The organism is Nesterenkonia sp. K-15-9-6, assembly GCF_052656005.1.
On record NZ_JBQYEY010000024.1, the window covers coordinates 34606 to 50554 of the forward strand.

At 69.8% G+C, this 15949-nt stretch carries 16 protein-coding genes and 1 pseudogene; 4 read left to right on the top strand and 13 right to left on the bottom strand.

From position 1 onward, the window contains the following. Positions 1-8 precede the first annotated feature (8 nt). Positions 9-2456, bottom strand: a complete 2448-nt coding sequence (locus SD455_RS13455) for an ATP-binding cassette domain-containing protein (RefSeq protein WP_085437548.1) — start codon at positions 2454-2456, stop codon at positions 9-11. Between the two features lie 132 nt (positions 2457-2588). Continuing rightward, positions 2589-3467, bottom strand: a complete 879-nt coding sequence (locus SD455_RS13460; RefSeq protein ID WP_445508419.1) for a helix-turn-helix domain-containing protein — start codon at positions 3465-3467, stop codon at positions 2589-2591. Positions 3468-3561: 94 nt separating this feature from the next. On the opposite strand from SD455_RS13460, the gene SD455_RS13465 reads away from it, so the two are divergent. Continuing rightward, on the top strand, positions 3562-4215 hold the full coding sequence (locus SD455_RS13465; RefSeq protein WP_085437546.1) for an NAD(P)-dependent oxidoreductase: 654 nt from the start codon (positions 3562-3564) through the stop codon (positions 4213-4215). 24 nt (positions 4216-4239) lie between these two features. Here SD455_RS13465 and SD455_RS13470 read toward each other — a convergent pair whose 3' ends face one another. From SD455_RS13470 to SD455_RS13500, 7 genes are read right to left on the bottom strand one after another with little or no spacing between them, the layout of a single operon-like run. After that, the gene (locus tag SD455_RS13470; protein WP_311026226.1) at positions 4240-5091 is read right to left on the bottom strand and encodes a carbon-nitrogen hydrolase family protein; all 852 of its coding nucleotides are present in this window, start codon (positions 5089-5091) and stop codon (positions 4240-4242) included. Further along, positions 5088-6440 (bottom strand): benzoate/H(+) symporter BenE family transporter, encoded by a 1353-nt coding sequence (locus tag SD455_RS13475; protein WP_445508420.1) that lies wholly within the window; start codon positions 6438-6440, stop codon positions 5088-5090. Before SD455_RS13475 ends, SD455_RS13470 begins: the two co-directional genes overlap by 4 nt. Before the next feature lie 9 nt (positions 6441-6449). After that, a complete protein-coding gene (locus SD455_RS13480; RefSeq protein ID WP_445508421.1) occupies positions 6450-6968 on the bottom strand; it encodes a flavin reductase family protein in 519 nt (172 codons plus the stop codon). 21 nt (positions 6969-6989) lie between these two features. Next, positions 6990-7334 carry a cupin domain-containing protein gene (locus SD455_RS13485; RefSeq protein ID WP_445508422.1) on the bottom strand — a complete coding sequence of 115 codons (345 nt, stop codon included), beginning with the start codon at positions 7332-7334 and terminating at the stop codon, positions 6990-6992. Positions 7335-7349: 15 nt separating this feature from the next. After that, positions 7350-8843, bottom strand: coding sequence for a 4-hydroxyphenylacetate 3-hydroxylase family protein (locus SD455_RS13490; RefSeq protein ID WP_445508423.1), 1494 nt, complete (start codon positions 8841-8843; stop codon positions 7350-7352). Positions 8844-8850: 7 nt separating this feature from the next. Further along, positions 8851-9531, bottom strand: coding sequence for a DUF2848 family protein (locus tag SD455_RS13495; RefSeq protein WP_445508424.1), 681 nt, complete (start codon positions 9529-9531; stop codon positions 8851-8853). A 52-nt stretch (positions 9532-9583) separates the two neighbouring features. Then, positions 9584-10222: a GntR family transcriptional regulator gene (locus tag SD455_RS13500; RefSeq protein WP_070161178.1), complete on the bottom strand. Its 639-nt coding sequence runs from the start codon at positions 10220-10222 to the stop codon at positions 9584-9586. Between the two features lie 264 nt (positions 10223-10486). On the opposite strand from SD455_RS13500, the gene SD455_RS13505 reads away from it, so the two are divergent. Continuing rightward, complete coding sequence (locus SD455_RS13505) at positions 10487-10879, top strand: DoxX family protein (protein WP_311026233.1); 393 nt, start codon at positions 10487-10489, stop codon at positions 10877-10879. Between the two features lie 10 nt (positions 10880-10889). Here SD455_RS13505 and SD455_RS13510 read toward each other — a convergent pair whose 3' ends face one another. Then, complete coding sequence (locus SD455_RS13510) at positions 10890-11288, bottom strand: YciI family protein (protein WP_445508425.1); 399 nt, start codon at positions 11286-11288, stop codon at positions 10890-10892. A gap of 73 nt (positions 11289-11361) precedes the next feature. Continuing rightward, positions 11362-12162 (bottom strand): class I SAM-dependent methyltransferase, encoded by an 801-nt coding sequence (locus SD455_RS13515; protein ID WP_445508426.1) that lies wholly within the window; start codon positions 12160-12162, stop codon positions 11362-11364. Between the two features lie 160 nt (positions 12163-12322). Between SD455_RS13515 and SD455_RS13520 the strand changes: the two genes are divergently transcribed. Then, positions 12323-13045 (top strand): class I SAM-dependent methyltransferase, encoded by a 723-nt coding sequence (locus tag SD455_RS13520; protein ID WP_445508427.1) that lies wholly within the window; start codon positions 12323-12325, stop codon positions 13043-13045. A gap of 21 nt (positions 13046-13066) precedes the next feature. On the opposite strand, the gene SD455_RS13525 is transcribed toward SD455_RS13520, so the two are convergent. Further along, complete coding sequence (locus SD455_RS13525; RefSeq protein WP_445508428.1) at positions 13067-13675, bottom strand: TetR/AcrR family transcriptional regulator; 609 nt, start codon at positions 13673-13675, stop codon at positions 13067-13069. Between the two features lie 190 nt (positions 13676-13865). Between SD455_RS13525 and SD455_RS13530 the strand changes: the two genes are divergently transcribed. Continuing rightward, a complete protein-coding gene (locus SD455_RS13530) occupies positions 13866-14477 on the top strand; it encodes a hypothetical protein (RefSeq protein ID WP_445508429.1) in 612 nt (203 codons plus the stop codon). Between the two features lie 134 nt (positions 14478-14611). On the opposite strand, the pseudogene SD455_RS13535 reads toward SD455_RS13530, so the two are convergent. Continuing rightward, a pseudogene (locus SD455_RS13535) lies at positions 14612-15949 on the bottom strand (hypothetical protein); the annotation flags it as partial.

Sequence of the window (15949 nt, forward strand, 5' to 3'; positions counted from 1 at the left end):
GCCCTGGTTCAGTCCCCCACATAGTCAGCCAGATGCTGACCGGTGAGTGTGACGCCGGCGCCGTCCCGGGCCGCGGCGACCAGATCGGACGGGGTGCCTTCGAAGACCACCCGCCCGCCGTCGTGGCCCGCCCCAGGCCCGAGGTCGATGATCCAGTCCGCATGGGCCATGACCGCCTGGTGGTGTTCGATGACGATCACGCTCCGCCCGGAGTCCACCAGCCGGTCCAGCAGCCCCAGCAGCTGCTCCACGTCGGCCAGATGCAGACCCGTGGTGGGCTCGTCCAGGATGTAGGTGCCGCCGTCGTCGGCCATGTGCACCGCCAACTTCAGACGCTGCCGCTCACCGCCGGAGAGCGAGTTCAGCGGCTGCCCCAGGGTCAGGTAGCCCAGACCGACGTCGGCCAGCCGCCGCAGGATCTTCTGCGCGGCCGGCAGCCGCGCCTCACCGTCGCTGAAATGCTCCAGCGCCTCATCCACGGACAGGTGCAGCACCTCGCTGATGTTCCGCCCGCCCAGCGTGTACTCCAGCACCGCGGCCTGATAGCGCCGGCCTTCGCACTCCTCGCAGGGAGTCTCCACCGTCTCCATCACCCCGAGCTCGGTGAAGACCACCCCGGCGCCCTTGCACGTGGGGCATGCTCCCTCCGAGTTGGCGCTGAACAGCGCCGGTTTGACCCCGTTGGCCTTCGCGAAGGCCTTCCGGATGGGCTCCAGCAGGCCCGTGTAGGTGGCCGGATTGGAGCGCCGAGAGCCTTTGATCCCGGCCTGATCGACCACGACCACGCCCTCCCTGCCGGCGAGGTTCCCGTGGATCAGGGAGCTCTTGCCGGAGCCCGCCACCCCGGTGACCACGGTGAGGATCCCCGTGGGGACGTCGACGTCGATGCCGGTCAGGTTGTTCTGCTCGGCTCCGCGGATCTCCAGCACCCCGTCCCGCTGCCGGACCGACTCCTTGAGCCGGGCACGGTCGTCCAGGTGACGCCCGGTGAGCGTGTCGGAGGCACGCAGCCCCGGCACGTCACCCGTGTAGACGATCTCACCGCCGGCGGACCCCGCCCGGGGCCCCAGGTCCACGACGTGGTCGGCCACCGCGATGGTCTCCGGCTTGTGCTCCACCACCAGGACGGTGTTGCCCTTGTCCCGCAGGCGCAGCAGCAGGTCGTTCATCCGGGCGATGTCATGCGGGTGCAGCCCGATGGTGGGCTCGTCGAAGACGTAGGTGACGTCGGTCAGTGCGGAACCGAGGTGGCGGATCATCTTGGTCCGCTGGGCCTCACCGCCGGAGAGTGTGCCGGCGGGCCGGTCCAGGCTGAGGTACCCGAGTCCGATCTCCACGAAGGAGTCCAGCGTCTCCCCCAGGGTGGTCAGCAGCGGGGCCACGGACGGCTCGTCGAGGCCGCGCACCCAGGCGGCCAGGTCGGAGATCTGCAGGGCGCAGGCCTCGGCGATGCTGATGCCCGCGATCGTCGACGATCGGGCGGCCTCGGTGAGCCGGGTGCCGTCGCAGGCCGGGCAGGTGGTGAAGGTGACCACCCGGTCCACGAAGGTCCGGATATGGGGCTGCATGGCCTCACGGTCCTTCGAGAGCATGGATTTGCGCACCTGGGGCACCAGCCCCTGGTAGGTCATGTTGATCCCGTTGATCTTGACCTTCTCCGGCTCCCGGTGCAGGAGGTCGTGGCGCTCCTGGTCGGTGTAGTCGCTGATCGGCTTGTCCGGGTCGAAGAAGCCGGACTCGGTGTAGAACTTCACCGACCAGCCGCCGACCTTGTAGCCCGGCACCGTGATGGCGCCTTCATGGAGGGATTTCGTCTCGTCCACCAGCTGGGTGACGTCGATGTCGCTGACCTGGCCGCGGCCCTCGCACTGCGGACACATGCCGCCGGTGATCTGGAAGTCCCGGCGTTCCTTGACCTTCTTGCCCTCCTTCTCGAAGGTCACGGCTCCGGCGCCGCTGATGGAAGCCACGTTGAAGGAGAACGCCTGCGGGGAGCCGATGTGGGGCTCGCCGAGCCGGCTGAACAGGATGCGCAGCAGCGTGTTCGCGTCGGTCGCGGTCCCCACCGTCGAGCGCGGGTTGGCGCCCATGCGCTCCTGGTCCACGATGATCGCGGTGGTCAGGCCCTCCAGGTGGTCCACGTCCGGGCGCCCCTGGGAGGGCATGAACCCCTGCAGGAAGGCGCTGTAGGTCTCATTGATGAGCCGCCGGGACTCGGCCGCGATGGTGCCGAAGACCAGGGAGCTCTTGCCGGATCCGGAGACTCCGGTGAACACGGTCAGCCGTCGTTTGGGGATCTCCACACAGACGTCGCGGAGGTTGTTCTCCCGGGCTCCGGTCACCCGGATGATGTCATGGGTGTCCGACGGCGCAAGCGCGTCAGCTCCTCGGGACGCGGGCGGAGATGTGGGCGTGGCGGTGGTGGTGCGAGCGGGGGTGGGCGACGTCGTCGTCATAGGTTCTCCTGGGGAGCACCGGTCGCGCGTCCCGAACGGGTGAACGCCGGTGACGCGCGATCATGGGCAGGTGCACAGCAGTGTAGTGCTCCCCCATGACGGCTTCATCAGGACGGCTCCATCAGGACGGCTTCATCGGTCCGCCCCCGACGTGTGACCGTGTGCGGCACGGAACTCGCTGGGCGTGTGTCCCGCCTGCCGCCGGAACCATGCCGTGAAGTTGCTGGGGTCATCGAACCCGATGCGGTCTCCGATGCTGTGCACCGGGAGGTCTGTCTGGACGAGGAGCCGACGGGCCTCCAGCAGGAGGCGCTCGTCGATGACCTTCTTGGGCGTGACGCCTCGGGCCAGCCGAGACGCCCGGGCCAGCGTCCGGGGAGACCAGCCCAGCGCGGCGGCATAGTCGGAGACGTCATGCCAGTCCGCGAAGCGTCGTTCCACCAGCCTCCGGAAGTCCCGGAAGGCCGGCGGAAGCTCGGCGAAGTCCTCCTGGCCTCGGTGCCAGGACACCAGCTGGATCAGCAGGGCCGAGAGAGCGTGCCGCAGGGCGGATCGCTTCAGGGGGCGCGACATCGCACCGTCTGAGGCGAGGTCGCGCACTGCGGTGCTGAGCACGGCGAGACGCGCGGGGTCGGTGTCCTGCGCATCCCACCAGTGGGGCCCTTCCGGAGAGTCGGCGGAGGTGAGCCGGGTGGTGTCCGGGTCCAGGAGCCCGCCAGGGAAGAGCAGCACGGTCCCCTCCAGACGCGTGGGATCCTCCCACAGCTGGACCTGTCCGGGACGCACCCAGAGCACCGTCCCGGGCGCGAAGCGGTGCTCGGCGAAGTCCACCATGTGCCGGGCAGCGCCGTGCTCGATGAGCATCACCTGGTGGAATCCCATCCGCTGCGGCCGATCGAACAGACCGGGCGAGGCCCGGCCCAGCAGGTCATCGACGGTGTGGACCTCCACCTCGCCCGCCTGGCCCGCAGGAGGACGGTAGGCGACGTCCTCAATCGCATCGTGTCCCATATTCACCATGATATGTCCACTTCTCACCGGGACCTTGCACCCGGTGAGGAGTAGATTCACCAAAGTCAGAGACACCGACCCGGACAGGAGAACCATGGCTCACATCGCCGTCATCGGAGGCACCGGCCACGCAGGCTCACACATCGCCGCAGAGGCCGCCCGCCGAGGCCACCACGTCACCACCGTGTCCCGCAATGGATCGGACCGGACTGCTCCCACCGACGCCGCGGGGCAGATCCACCACATCGCCGGCTCCGCCGCCGACGCTGAGCTGGTGGCCCGGTTGGCCACCGACCATGACGTCATCGTCCTCGCCCTGCCGGCGGCCGGGGAGCCCGGTCTGTCCGATCATCTGCGTACGGTTCTGCCTGCCGCGGCGCGCGGAGGAAGCCGCGTCGCCGTCGTCGGAGGCGCCGGCGGCCTGCGAGTCAGCCCGGACGGGCCGATCCTGATGGAGACCGCCGACTTCCCTCCGGAGTACCGTCCCGAGGCGACGGCCCACCGGGAGGCACTCGACGTGCTGCAGCAGGACACCTCAGGGGCGCGCTGGTTCTACCTCTCCCCCGGAGCGATGTTCGGGGCGGAGCTGCAGATCCCGTCGACAGGTGAGTACCGCACCTCGGACGAGGTCCTCCTGACGGACCCGGACGGCCGATCCCAGATCAGCGGGGCCGACTATGCCCTCGCCCTGGTCGACGAGATCGACCGCCCTGCTCACGAGAACCGCCGGTTCCACGCGGCACAGTGACGGAGTGCTCCCGGCGGGAGGGGGTCAGCTGCGCACTGGATCCGCAGATCTCATGCCAGCGGCCTTCTCCCCCTGGGCGCCGTTCGCCAGCACGGGCAGCACCTGGCGCGTGGACACCACGACGGTCGGGTCCACGGTGGCGAGGATCAGCTCATTGCCGGTCCCCGCGACGGCCAGCTCCTGTCCGGCCGGACCGATGACCGCCGAGTGCCCCACGCCCGTGGGGGCGCCCTCCACCGGTTCCCGACCCACCACCCAGGGGTCCGGCTGATCGCAGGCCACCACATGGCAGGTCGCATCCAGCGCCCGGGCACGCACCAGGGTCTCCCACTGCCGGATCTTCCCCTCACCGGCGCCCCAGGAGGCGGAGACCACGACGGCGTCGGCCCCCTCCCGTGCGTAGTGCTGGAACAGCGCGGGGAACCTCACGTCGTAGCAGGTGGCCAGCCCGAGCGTGACACCGTCGAGGCGGATCAGCTGCGGCGTGGCGCCGGGTTCGACGGTGTCGGACTCGCGGAAGCCGAAGGCGTCGTAGAGGTGGATCTTGTCATAGGTGACGTCCACGCCCCGGCCCACCGCGAGCAGGGTGTTGCGCACCCGCGGGCGGCCGGCCCCCGACGCCGTGCCGGGGGTGAACATGCCGGCGATGATCAGCACCCCATGGCGGCCGGCGATGCTGCGCACCTCTTGGGCCCACGGGCCGTCGGTCTCTTCGGCGATCGGCACCAGCGGGTTCCCGAAGGCGCAGTGCATGGCCTCCGGGAACACCACGGCGTCGGCGCCCTGCTGGACTGCCCGTGCGGTGTAGGTCCTGATGAGCTCCAGGTTCACCTGCGGGTCCTCGGTGCTGAGCACCTGGGCGACGGCGATCTTCACGCGGCCTCCTTCTCCTGGTCGGTGGCGCCCTGCGGGCGCCGGAAGTCATCGAACTCGAGCAGCAGGGACACCAGCAGGCCGCCCAGCAGCGCCCAGAACGGGGCGGAGATCCCCAGGATGGTGACGTTGGCGAGCCCGATGATCATGGCCACGAGAGCGCCCAGGCGGAACGTCGACGTCGCGAACGCGCCGCGGAACGCGGTCAGCAGCACCCCCAGCATGGCCAGACCCGCCAGAGCGGTGATCAGGGCCGCGGGCAGCGTGGTCACCAGGGTCACGGCGACGGAGGCGAAGAGCCCGAAGGTCACGAAGATCGTGCCGTTGACGAGCACCGACGCGTAGCGGTCGCGGCGCAGGCGTCCTGCCTCCGGGGACCCGCAGATGGCAGTCATCGGGCCGGCGATGGAGGCATTGTGCCCGCCCATCCAGGCCACGGCCAGGCTGGCGGCCCCGCTGATCACGGTGATGCTGTTGACCGGTGGCCGGTAGCCCTCGGCGATCAGGACGCCCATGGACTGGATGTTCTCCGCCTGGATGACCAGGGCCAGCGGGATGCCGACCCCGAGCATGGCGAACAGGTTCCACTCCGGGGCTGTGAGCTCCGGGGTGACCCAGGTGAAGCCGTTCCCGCTGGAGTCCATGCCGCCGGTGATCAGCACCGCCGCCACGCCGAAGACCAGCGCCCCGACCACCCCCGGCACCTGCCGCACGAAGCGGCTGAGCAGCACGTATCCGAGCAGCGCGGCGGCCACCACGATCGGAGCGGCGGCGGTCGCGTCGACCACATTGACGGCGTAGCGGATCAGCACCCCGCCGATCATCGCCATGAGGATCGGCATGGGGATCCAGGCCACCAGCACCCGGACCCACCCCGTGAGTCCCAGCACCAGCACCAGGACGCTGGCCACCAGATAGGCGCCGATCATCTCCGCCAACGAGTAGGACTCGAGGCTGGAGACCACCAGGGCCGCCGCCGGGATGGACCAGGCGCCGACGATGGGCTGCTTGTAGTACAGGCCCATGATGAAGGAGATCAGGCCGCCGACCACGTAGACGGCGGAGATCCAGGCGACCGTCTGCCCGGGGGTGAGCCCCGCGCTGTCGGCGCCGTCGACGATGATCAGCGCGGGACCTGTGCAACCGAACACCGCGGAGACGATGCCGGCGCCCACGCTGGAGATGTTCAGGCTCCGACGCAGGGAACGGATGCTCTCCCGCGGGCCGGGCCCCCGTTCGATGAGCCGATCGGACTCCAGGACGCCGTCAGCGATGTGCTCGTCGTCGGTGTGCCCGTCGTCGACGGCGGCACCGGCGTCGCGTGCGGAGGGTGAGCTGTTCGTGGAGGTCATCTCATGTCCTCACGCGTACCACGGCACGGGCTCATGGCCGAAGTCCTTGAACGCGCCGAACCGGCCGGCGTTGAAGCTCAGCCCGCTGCCGTCGCGGTCCCGGCAGTGCTCCACCTGGCCGAAGAAGACCCGGTGGTCACCGATGGTGTGCTTCTCCACCACACGGCAGTCCAGCTGGGAGAGCGCGTCCCGGATGACGGGCAGCCCGGAAGGGGTGGTGTCGAAGCTGCCGTCGGCGAAGCGTTCGCCTCCCCGGGAGGCGAACTGACGCGCCACGGCCTCCTGTTTGCTGCTCAGGATGGACAGGGCGTACCGGTCGCTGGTCTCGATGGCGTCCCCGGTGCGGGTGTCGAAGTTGAGCGAGATCATCACGATGGGCGGGTCCAGGCTGATGGAGGTCAGCGAGTTGATCGTCATCCCGGCCTGCTCCAGACCGTCGTCGGCGGTCACCACGGCCACTCCGGTGAGGAAGCGGCCGATGCAGCGGCGCATCGCCAACGGTTCGGGCTCGGCGGTGAATGGGGTCATCTGCAGTGGCATGTCAGTCCCTCACTGGTAGTAGCGGACTTCGAACATCTTGGCGCCCTCTTCGGACACCCACGGTCCGTGCTCCATGCCGGGCGGGCGAGTGGCCCAGTCCCCGGCGGAGAAGACACGGTCCAGGCGCAGGTCCCGGAAGGAGCCTTCGAAGATGAAGACCTCCTCCCAGAACTCGTGGGTCAGGGCGCCGTTGGGCGAGGTGTCGGTCCCGGGCTCGAACTTCAGGATCCGGGTGACGGCGTCGCTCTCGGAGTCCTGGGCGAGGATCGCCTCGCTGAGGCCGTCGATGTGCGGGGCGCAGTCCCGGAACTCGACCGAGGCGGTGGGGGTGAACTCGAATTCTGGTTTGGCCATGGTGGTCTCTCCTGTTCAGGTGGTGGCGCCGAGCGCGGCGGGGCGGAGGTCGGCGTCGTCGTGCTCGAGGCTGTAGGAGCCCAGGAAGGAGTCGAGGTCCTCCAGCAGCTCCGGGTAGCCGAAGTTCTGATACGTGTAGACGCCCTTGACCACGAACGGCGCACCGGCGTAGAAGAGCTCGTACTGCTGGTGGCGGCCGGCGAACTCGGAGCCGATGACGTCCCAGGCCAGGCGGAACAGCTTGATGCGCTCCTCGCTGGAGACGTCGGGAGAGGTGATGTAGCGCTCGACGTCGCCGCGGGTGGTCTCGCTGAGCATGTCCTGGTGGCTGGCGGGCATCTGCAGCACCCCTCCGCCGACCAGGTCCCGGAGGATCTGGATGACTCGCGGGTAGAGCTCGGCCTGCAGCCCCATGGCGCCGTAGAGGGCGCGCCGGCCGGGGACCATCATTCCGCTCTCGTCAGGCTCCGCGGTGTACTCGGCGGCCAGCAGGGAGGACTCCACGGAGGTGACCAGCGCGGCGAGCTCCCCGAGCTTCTCCTGGACGCCCGGAATCTTGTCCGTGCCGTTGACCTGGGAGACCTTGCGGGCGATGGAGGCGATGAACTTCAGCTTCTCGGCGAAGCGCGTCTGGGCCTGCCAGTTGCCCAGCGCGTGGGCGCCGGTGGCGAAGAACTGCGCGCGCAGGATGGCGGGGTCCCGGTCCACGAAGACGCGGTCCCACGGGACCAGCACGTCGTCGAAGACCACGAGGGAGTCGGGCTCGTCGAAGCGGGTGGTCAGCGGGTAGTCGAAGGCTCCGGTGGTCGACGGCGCGTACGGACGCCGGTTGATCAGCTTCAGCCCGGGAGCGTTGACCGGCAGCGCGAAGCTCACGGCGAAGTCCGAGTCATCCGGACCCAGCGGCTTGATGCAGGTCACCAGGATCTCGTCCGCGACGGCGGCGCCGGTGGCCAGCATCTGCGAGCCGCGGACCACCAGACCCTCCTCGGTCTCGTCGACGACGCCGACCTGGATGTAGTCCCCCTCCCAGCCGGAGGCCGTGGTGGCGCGGGAATGCTGCGGCGGGATGATCGCGTAGGAGACGAAGAAGTCCTCCTCCAGGACCCGGCGATAGTAGCGGCGCACGTTCTCCGCGAAGGGGCGGCCTTCGACGTCGAAGACGTGGGAGTTGGCGGCGAAGGCCGCCAGGAAGGAGCCCACGTGGTCCGGGCTGCGGCCGACCCAGCCGTGGGTCTGGCGCGCCCAGGTGGTGGTGGCCTGGCGCCGGGCCGCCAGCTCCTCGCGGCTGCGGGGGATCCCCAGCGCGCGGTTGGCGGTGCCGCCGGTCTCCGGGGATTCGTACTGCATGCCCCGGGCGGGGTCGGCGGAGGTGTCGTACAGGGAGGCCATGGTCCGTGCGACGGGCGCGAAGGCGGGGTGCTCAGCGACGTTGCTGACCACCTCGCCGTCGAGGTGGATGGTGCGGCCGTCGTCGAGGCTGGCGAGATAGTCCGTGCCGGTTCTCATGAGCAGATCACTTCTCCTTGGTGATGGTGTAGCGGTGGGTCAGCTCCGGGGCGTCGTCGCCCGCGGAGCCCGGGGTCTGGATGCGGCAGGTCAGCTCCCACTCCGTGGCGCACCGGAACGTTCCTGCACGCAACGGAATCGTGCCGCCGAAACAGATGTAGTCGCCGCCGTCGAGCTCCAGCTCCTGCTCCATGAGCGGCAGGATCTCGCGGGGCTCCCGCAGCGACTCGAAGCTGCCCACCTGGTAGAGCTCGCCGTCGGCGTGGCACTGGGCGGCCACTGCCGCGAGCGTGAAGCTCTCCAGGTCCCCGAGGGGAAGCACGTGGAGTCCCATCGGTTTGGGGCAGGCACGCTTGGAGCGCCCGATGTCCTCGGTCTCCAGCTGTCGGTCGGTGTGGTCGGACCCGAGCCCGAGGTAGTAGCGGCCCTGATGGCGGATGTAGACGGGCTCCACCTCTCCCGAGGTCCGGTCCGAGGAGACCTCCACAGACTGAGCCGTGGTCACAGACTCGGCCGCGATGCGGTAGAACATCGGTGTCCTCGGCGGCGGAGGGACGCCGATGCGGGCGAGCTCCTGGATGTGATGGTCCACGGCGGCCTGGTCGCGGGCCGTGTAGCCGGCCACGACGGCGTCGAACGCGTCGAGCTGGAGGTCATGCCCTGTTCCGGGCACATGAAGAGTCAGCACTGATGGTTCCTTCTCAGCAGGTGGCGATGGTTGGGAGCAGACGGACCGCGGGTCAGCGGCCGTCAGTGAGCACGCGTGCGGTGGAGCTCAGGTGGCGGCGGGTGGCCTCGGCGGCGGCCTCGGGGTCGGCGGAGGCGATGGCGTCCACGATCGCCCGATGCTCCCCGATCACGGCCTCGATGCGGTTGGCCGCTTCGACGGCCTGGACGCCGAGCCGCAGCTGCTTGTAGCGGTGGGCCTCATAGAGGTCCTCGAACACGGAGTTCCGGCCCCGCTGGACGATGGTCCGATGGAAGGCGACGTCGAGCCGGACGAACTCCACGGGGTCCCCCGCAGCCTCCTCCTGCGCGGCGAGCAGGTCCCGCAGCGGCGTGACGTCCATGCCCTGGGCGATGGCCTTCCGCGCCGCCCAGATCTCGATGACCTCCCGGACCTCCATGAGAGAGTCCAGGTCCGCCTGTTGGAGGGCGGGCACGACGACGCCGCGATTGGGCAGTCGGCGGATCAGCCCGTCCCCCTGGAGTCGGAGGAGCGCCTCCCGGATCGGAGTCCGGGAGAAGTCCGAGCGGCGAGCCAGCTCGCTCTCGGAGAGGTGCGCCTCCTGATTCCAGGGCAGGGACGTCACCTCCTGGCGGAGCCAGCGGTAGGCCCCGTCGACAGCTGTCTCGACCTGCTCGGTGAAGATGGACATGACACCCCTTCCGTGGTCTGTGTCACACATGATCGTAGACGACCTGTATACAGGTCGTCAACAGGGCGTGGTCATCGAGGTGGAGCCAGCGCCGACTCCCCTGCCAGACCACACCTGCCGCCGGCACGAAAGGCTCGCACTCGGTCTCGGGCTCGGGCTCGGTCTCGGGCTCGGGCTCGGGCTCGGGCGATGTCACAGATCCGATGCGCGCCCCGTCCTCAGGATGGAGGCCCGCGCCCCGGGTCACGGATGAGAGGACACCTCATGGAGATCGCGCTGTGGATCGTCACCGGCTTCCTGGCCGTGGGATTCCTGGTCGGCGGCATCGCGCTGCTGGCACTGCCGCGTCAGCGGTACCGGGCCCTCGGAAGGAATCAGCACTGGGTGGACATGTTCGACACCGGCACGCTGAAAGGCCTGGCGGCCCTCAAGGTGCTGGCCGCCGCGGGACTCGCACTGCCGACGACTCTCGGCATCGCCGCCTGGCTGGCGCCTCTGAGCGCACTGGGCCTGATGATGTACATGACCGGCGCCACGGCCGTGCGCGTCGTGAGACGCGAGTGGGGCTACGCCCTGGGCGATCTCACCTTCATCGCCCTGTCCGGGTTCGCCGCCTGGGGCTGGGCGTTCGGACCTGGCGCCCAGCTCAGCTGCTGAGGCCAGCCGGTCAGCCCTCGCCGGCGGCGGCGCCCAGCGCGGGACGCAGTTCGAGCCACTCTCTGACGGGCCTGCCGCCGGCGCCGGGGGCGTGGGCCAGCTCTGCAGCGATCTCGCGGGCGCGGCTCTCGTCGGCGACGTCGATCAGCATCCACCCGGCGATGAGGTCCTTCTCCTCGGGCAGCTCGTCACCGACCACCGGCGCCCCCTGATCATCGGAGCTGACCCATGTGCCTTCGGGTGCCAGGGCCAGGCTATTGACGTACTCGCCCGTCTGCTGGAGGCGCTCGGCCAGACGCTCCATGAACTCGACGTGGTCGGCGACCTCCTCGGGCGTCCAGTCCCGCATGGGCACGTCGTTGGCCGCCGCAGGTGCGCCCCGGTAGTGCTTGATCAGCAGATACTTCATCCTCATCCTCTCTCCGACCGCACGGTCACGCGTGACCTCGACCCTAGGGGGAGCGCCGACCCCAGGGAACACCTCACGCCCACCCCACACCGATCAGCGTGGTCGCGTCGAGCTCAGCAGCCCCTGCCCGCTGCAGGGACGCCAGGTACTCCTGGCGGACGCGCTCGGTCTCGTCCTCACTGAGGCCAGTCAGCATCCCGGCGAAGCCGGAGCCGGTGATCACCAACCACGCGAGGGACTCGGAGAGCGAAAGACGCAGCTCAGACTCGGTCACCTCGACGTCCCGGAGCCCGCGGTCCGCGAGCCAGGGGCCGAAGGTCTCGGACGTGTTGACCTCGTCCAGGAGATGGCGTGGCCGGGAGGGGAACTCCTGTCCGGTCACGCCCGCGATCGCCTGCGCCAGATGGCGACCGGAGGCTTCCATGGAGCCGCGTCGCCAGATGGTGACAGCGGCACGACCGCCGGGACGGAGCCTCTTCACCAGATGCTCGGTCCCGGCGGTCATGTCGGAGAAGAAGAAGATCCCCAGGACGCACTGGACGACGTCGTATCCGCTCCGGCCCCAGGACGTCACATCCGCGACCGCCGACGTGATGCTCTCCAAGCCGTCGGCCTGCCGCTCGAGGTCGGCCAGGAGCGGAGCGGCGAGGTCGACAGCGTCGACGTGACCGCCGGGACCCACGCGTCGTGCCGCTGGCAACGCGGACGCCCCGTTGCCGCAGCATGCATCGAGCACCAGCTCGCCCTCCTGCGGCGCGGAGAGTTCTACGGTGGAGGCGCCGATGGGCCTCCAGAGATGCTCTCCGAGTCGGTCGAAGTCGCTGGTCGAGCTCGCATCGGAGAAGGCGCGCGTGATGCGCTCACGGGAATCCATGCGACTCATGCTAACGATTCTCATGAGAGGAGTCTCGGGTGGGCGCTCACGGCGCGGAATCGCCCCCGCCTGAGCGTTGTTGATCCTGAGGGCCACCACGGAAGCGCCGGGCCGCGGTGGGGCACGATGGCCACCACCGACCACAGAGAGCGGAGAGATCGTGACGCGACAGTTCGACGCCGAGTACTGGGAACAGCACTACCAGGAATCACCGGGGCCCTACCCGTCACAGACCGCCATGAGCTCAGGCCCGGGGGACCCCAATCCGCATCTGGTGCGTGAGATCTCTCCGCTGTCACCGGGGAGCGCCCTGGACGCGGGCTGCGGCCACGGGATCGAGGCCGGATGGCTCGCGGAGCAGGGATGGAAGGTCACCGGCGTCGACATCTCCCGGACGGCACTGGACCGGGCCGCACGGATCCTGCGCGCCCGCGGCATGGATCCGCGTGTGGAGCTCATCGCCGCCGATCTGACCACCTGGGTACCGGAAGGGCAGTACGACCTGGTGACGACCCACTATGCGCATCCCACGATTCCGCAGCTGGACTTCTACCGACGCGTCTCAGGGTGGGTGGCGCCGGGAGGCACGCTGCTGATCATCGGCCACCTGCACGGCGAGGGCGACGCTCACGAACACGATGCTGACGCACACGGCGCTCCCGGACACGACGCTGACGCACACGGCACGGCCGAGCACGATGCTCCCGGCCACCGGGGGAATCCACCGCTGGAGGCGCAGGTCCGGGCCGCCGACGTCGCCGCCCTGCTGGACGAGTCGTCCTGGCGGATCGAGACCGCAGCGGAGATGAGCCGGACGACTCTGCGCGGACAGGACAGCGTCACGCTGCACGACGTGGTGGTCCGGGCCATCCGACTGAGCTGAGCGGCCGGGATCTGCGGCGCGTCAGCCGTGCAGGAGGATCCCGCGGGACAGCTGTTCGAAGGCCCGCACGGCGAGCTCGGCGGGCGGCTCGGAACACCCGGCGTCGGCGGCCCAGTGCTCGAATCCGATCCGGACGGCGTCGGTGGCCGCTGCGGCCATCAGCCGCGCGGCCAGCGGATCCACCTCCGGCACGAGGCCGGTGATGACCTCCTGCAGTCGTTCCTCGGAATCGCGATTGACGCGGTCCCAGACCGCCAGGAGGGCGTCGTCCTCGGCGGCCGCCCGCAGCAGGCCCCGCATCATCCGCCGCGTGGAGTCCTCGGCGCCGCCGTCGACGTCCAGCAGCGCCCTGATGACCTGCGGGATGGCGGTCCGCGGGTCACCTGGCCCCGTGTCCGCCAGGGCCTGGCGCCACTGGTCGGCACCGACGCTGAGCAGCGGCGCCACCGATTCCTCCTTGGTCCGGAAGTACCGGTAGAAGGTGCGCAGAGAGACCCCCGCACCGTCGGCGATCCTCTCCGCGGTGACCGCCGAGACGCCGTCGGCCGCGAACAGCCGAGCCGCGGAGCGGGCGATGTCCAGCCGGGTGAACTCCTTGCGACGCTGTGTCAGGGTGGTGGAACTGGTCACATCCAGCAGAGTACGGGAATCACGACCGACGTGCACACGTTGCCATGATGGCACGCTGTGCCACTTAGGCAGGATGTGCTCACCGGAGGCGGATGCCCGCTATGCCCGGTGAGGCCGGACGCCTGGGACCCACGTCCCACCGGCCTGCAGTCGAATCCCGCGCATCGCGCCGCGGAGAAAGGATCACCCCATGCCCACAGGATCGACCCTGTCCCCCGCGACCACGACCCCCGGGCCGCGCAGCGCGCTGGCCGCCGGCGCCATGGTGCTGGCGCTGCTCGCCACGGGATGCGCCGCAGAAGACGACGGCGCCACAGACACCCCCGGTGACGAGGACACCGTGCAGGTGGAGGCCCCCGAGGACGAGACCGACGTCGAGGATGACGCTGAGGCCGAGTCCCAGGAGACCGATACAGAAGAGACGGAGACTGAGGAGACGGAGGCCGACGGCGCCTCCGACGTGTCGGTGGAGACCGTCGGCGAGAGCCCACACGCCTTCGTGACCGGTCAGGCTCCGGAGGGCCCCGCAGTGGACGTCTCCGGTGAGCTGATCATCGGGCCGGGCGGCTACATGGCGCTGGCTCAGGACGGTCAGCCCCAGGTGCTGGTCTTCGACGAGGACGCGGAGTTCTCCTTCCGCGACGGCGCGCCCTCTGTGACGACGCCGGAGCACGGCACCATCGAGGTGGGCGAGGAGGTCGAGTTCAGCGGAGTGGAGCACCCGCTGGACGACATCGACGGGATTCCGTCGGAGCGCCTGGGCGGCGCCGACCAGCAGGTCCTCTTCGTCACCGGTGACTGAGGGGTCCAGCCGTGTCACCGTGAGCTGTGCATGACGCACGTCGGCCCTGTCGCAGCAGTGTTCACCTGCGTCGCGACAGGGCCGACGTATATCTGAAGGCGCCCGCGAGAGTCACCCGCGGCGCCGCAGCGGCCTCAGCTGCTGCGACCGGGGCGCCAGCCGAAGAAGTACAGGATCCAGCCGAGGGCACCCAGCAGGAACAGGCCGACAGTGGCCCAGGCACCTGTGGGCACTCCGGCGATCCGTTCCATGGCGCGCGCCTCGCCTGCCTCGGCGTCGTCCGCGGCGTCTGTCTGATCGGCGGACGGTGCCGCTCCGGTCTCGACCGCGGTCGGGGACTGCCCTCCTTCGCCGGCCTCCAGGGCCTCCGCACCCGCGCCGGGGATCTCGGAGGACCCCGCCGAGGAGCCCCGGAAGCGGTCTTCCAGCGCTGTGGGGGGAGCACCCCGGTCCAGCGCGCTCGCGGACCCGCCGTCTCGTGGGGCGGGCCCTGGGTCGAAGGTCACAGGTTCGTCGCCGCGCGCCACCGGGAGCTCACCGTCGTCACTGGGCGACCAGTCCTGGTCTGAGCCTCCAGCACCGCCGCCGCTCCGAGGAGCGCGGGGAGCCTCGGCCCGTGCCGACCCCTCCGACGGGTCGGCAGAGTCAGCGCTCTCTTCGGACGTCGAGCTGTCCGAGTCCGACTCCGACTCATCATCGGAGCCCCGCGGGGAGGGCTCCGACGTCGGGGACGGGGACGGGGTGGCCTCCGCCTGCTCCTGGGCATCACGCCGCTGCTCCAGCAGCGCCCTGATGTCTGCGCGGGACATGCCCTCGTTCCGGTCATCGGCTGCGGAGCTCTCCGAGTCATCGCCACGGTCGGATCCACCGGGTGTCTCGGGACGCTCCTGGACCGGTTCGCGGTCTTGGGAGCCGGGGGTCTGTCCTCTCTGGCCTGATGAGGATGAGGGCGCCTCGGTTCGAGAGTCTGAGGCTTCAGAGCTCTGCTGCCCCTGTTCCCGCTCGGAGCCGCTCGACTGCCGCTCCGAGCTGGATCGCCCACTGGCGTCGGACTGCCCTGACCCGCCTGTGCGGCCTGTCTGGCCTGTGCGGTCAGCGCCGCGTTCGGGCGACGGGGGTGTGCTCGTGTCGGTTGTGCTGCCGACATCGGGCCGGTCGCCACCGCTGCCTCGGCCGCCGGTCTCAGGCCGCTCGCTCTGCTGCTGACGGGGCTGCCCACTGGGCGTCTCTGGGCGCGGCTGGGGATCAGCGGGGCGTTCCTCGGGCTGCACCGGCCGCTCCTCCGGAGCGCCTTCGGGATCGGCCGGGCGCTCATCCGGATCGACGGGACGACCCTCGGGCTGCACCGGCCTGCCCTCCGGCTGACCACCATCGTCCTCGTCGGAGTCATCGTCCTCGTCGGAGTCATCGTCCTCGTCGGAGTCATCGTCCTCGTCGGAGTCATCGTCCTCGTCGGAGTCATCGTCCTCGTC

Bases quoted from the DNA above. Each gene is read 5' to 3' on its own strand.
- SD455_RS13455 (WP_085437548.1), bottom strand. From the start codon at position 2,456: ATGACGACGACGTCGCCCACCCCCGCTCGCACCACCACCGCCACGCCC.
- SD455_RS13460 (WP_445508419.1), bottom strand. From the start codon at position 3,467: ATGGGACACGATGCGATTGAGGACGTCGCCTACCGTCCTCCTGCGGGC.
- SD455_RS13465 (WP_085437546.1), top strand. From the start codon at position 3,562: ATGGCTCACATCGCCGTCATCGGAGGCACCGGCCACGCAGGCTCACAC.
- SD455_RS13475 (WP_445508420.1), bottom strand. From the start codon at position 6,440: ATGACCTCCACGAACAGCTCACCCTCCGCACGCGACGCCGGTGCCGCC.
- SD455_RS13480 (WP_445508421.1), bottom strand. From the start codon at position 6,968: ATGACCCCATTCACCGCCGAGCCCGAACCGTTGGCGATGCGCCGCTGC.
- SD455_RS13485 (WP_445508422.1), bottom strand. From the start codon at position 7,334: ATGGCCAAACCAGAATTCGAGTTCACCCCCACCGCCTCGGTCGAGTTC.
- SD455_RS13490 (WP_445508423.1), bottom strand. From the start codon at position 8,843: ATGAGAACCGGCACGGACTATCTCGCCAGCCTCGACGACGGCCGCACC.
- SD455_RS13500 (WP_070161178.1), bottom strand. From the start codon at position 10,222: ATGTCCATCTTCACCGAGCAGGTCGAGACAGCTGTCGACGGGGCCTAC.
- SD455_RS13505 (WP_311026233.1), top strand. From the start codon at position 10,487: ATGGAGATCGCGCTGTGGATCGTCACCGGCTTCCTGGCCGTGGGATTC.
- SD455_RS13510 (WP_445508425.1), bottom strand. From the start codon at position 11,288: ATGAAGTATCTGCTGATCAAGCACTACCGGGGCGCACCTGCGGCGGCC.
- SD455_RS13515 (WP_445508426.1), bottom strand. From the start codon at position 12,162: ATGGATTCCCGTGAGCGCATCACGCGCGCCTTCTCCGATGCGAGCTCG.
- SD455_RS13530 (WP_445508429.1), top strand. From the start codon at position 13,866: ATGCCCACAGGATCGACCCTGTCCCCCGCGACCACGACCCCCGGGCCG.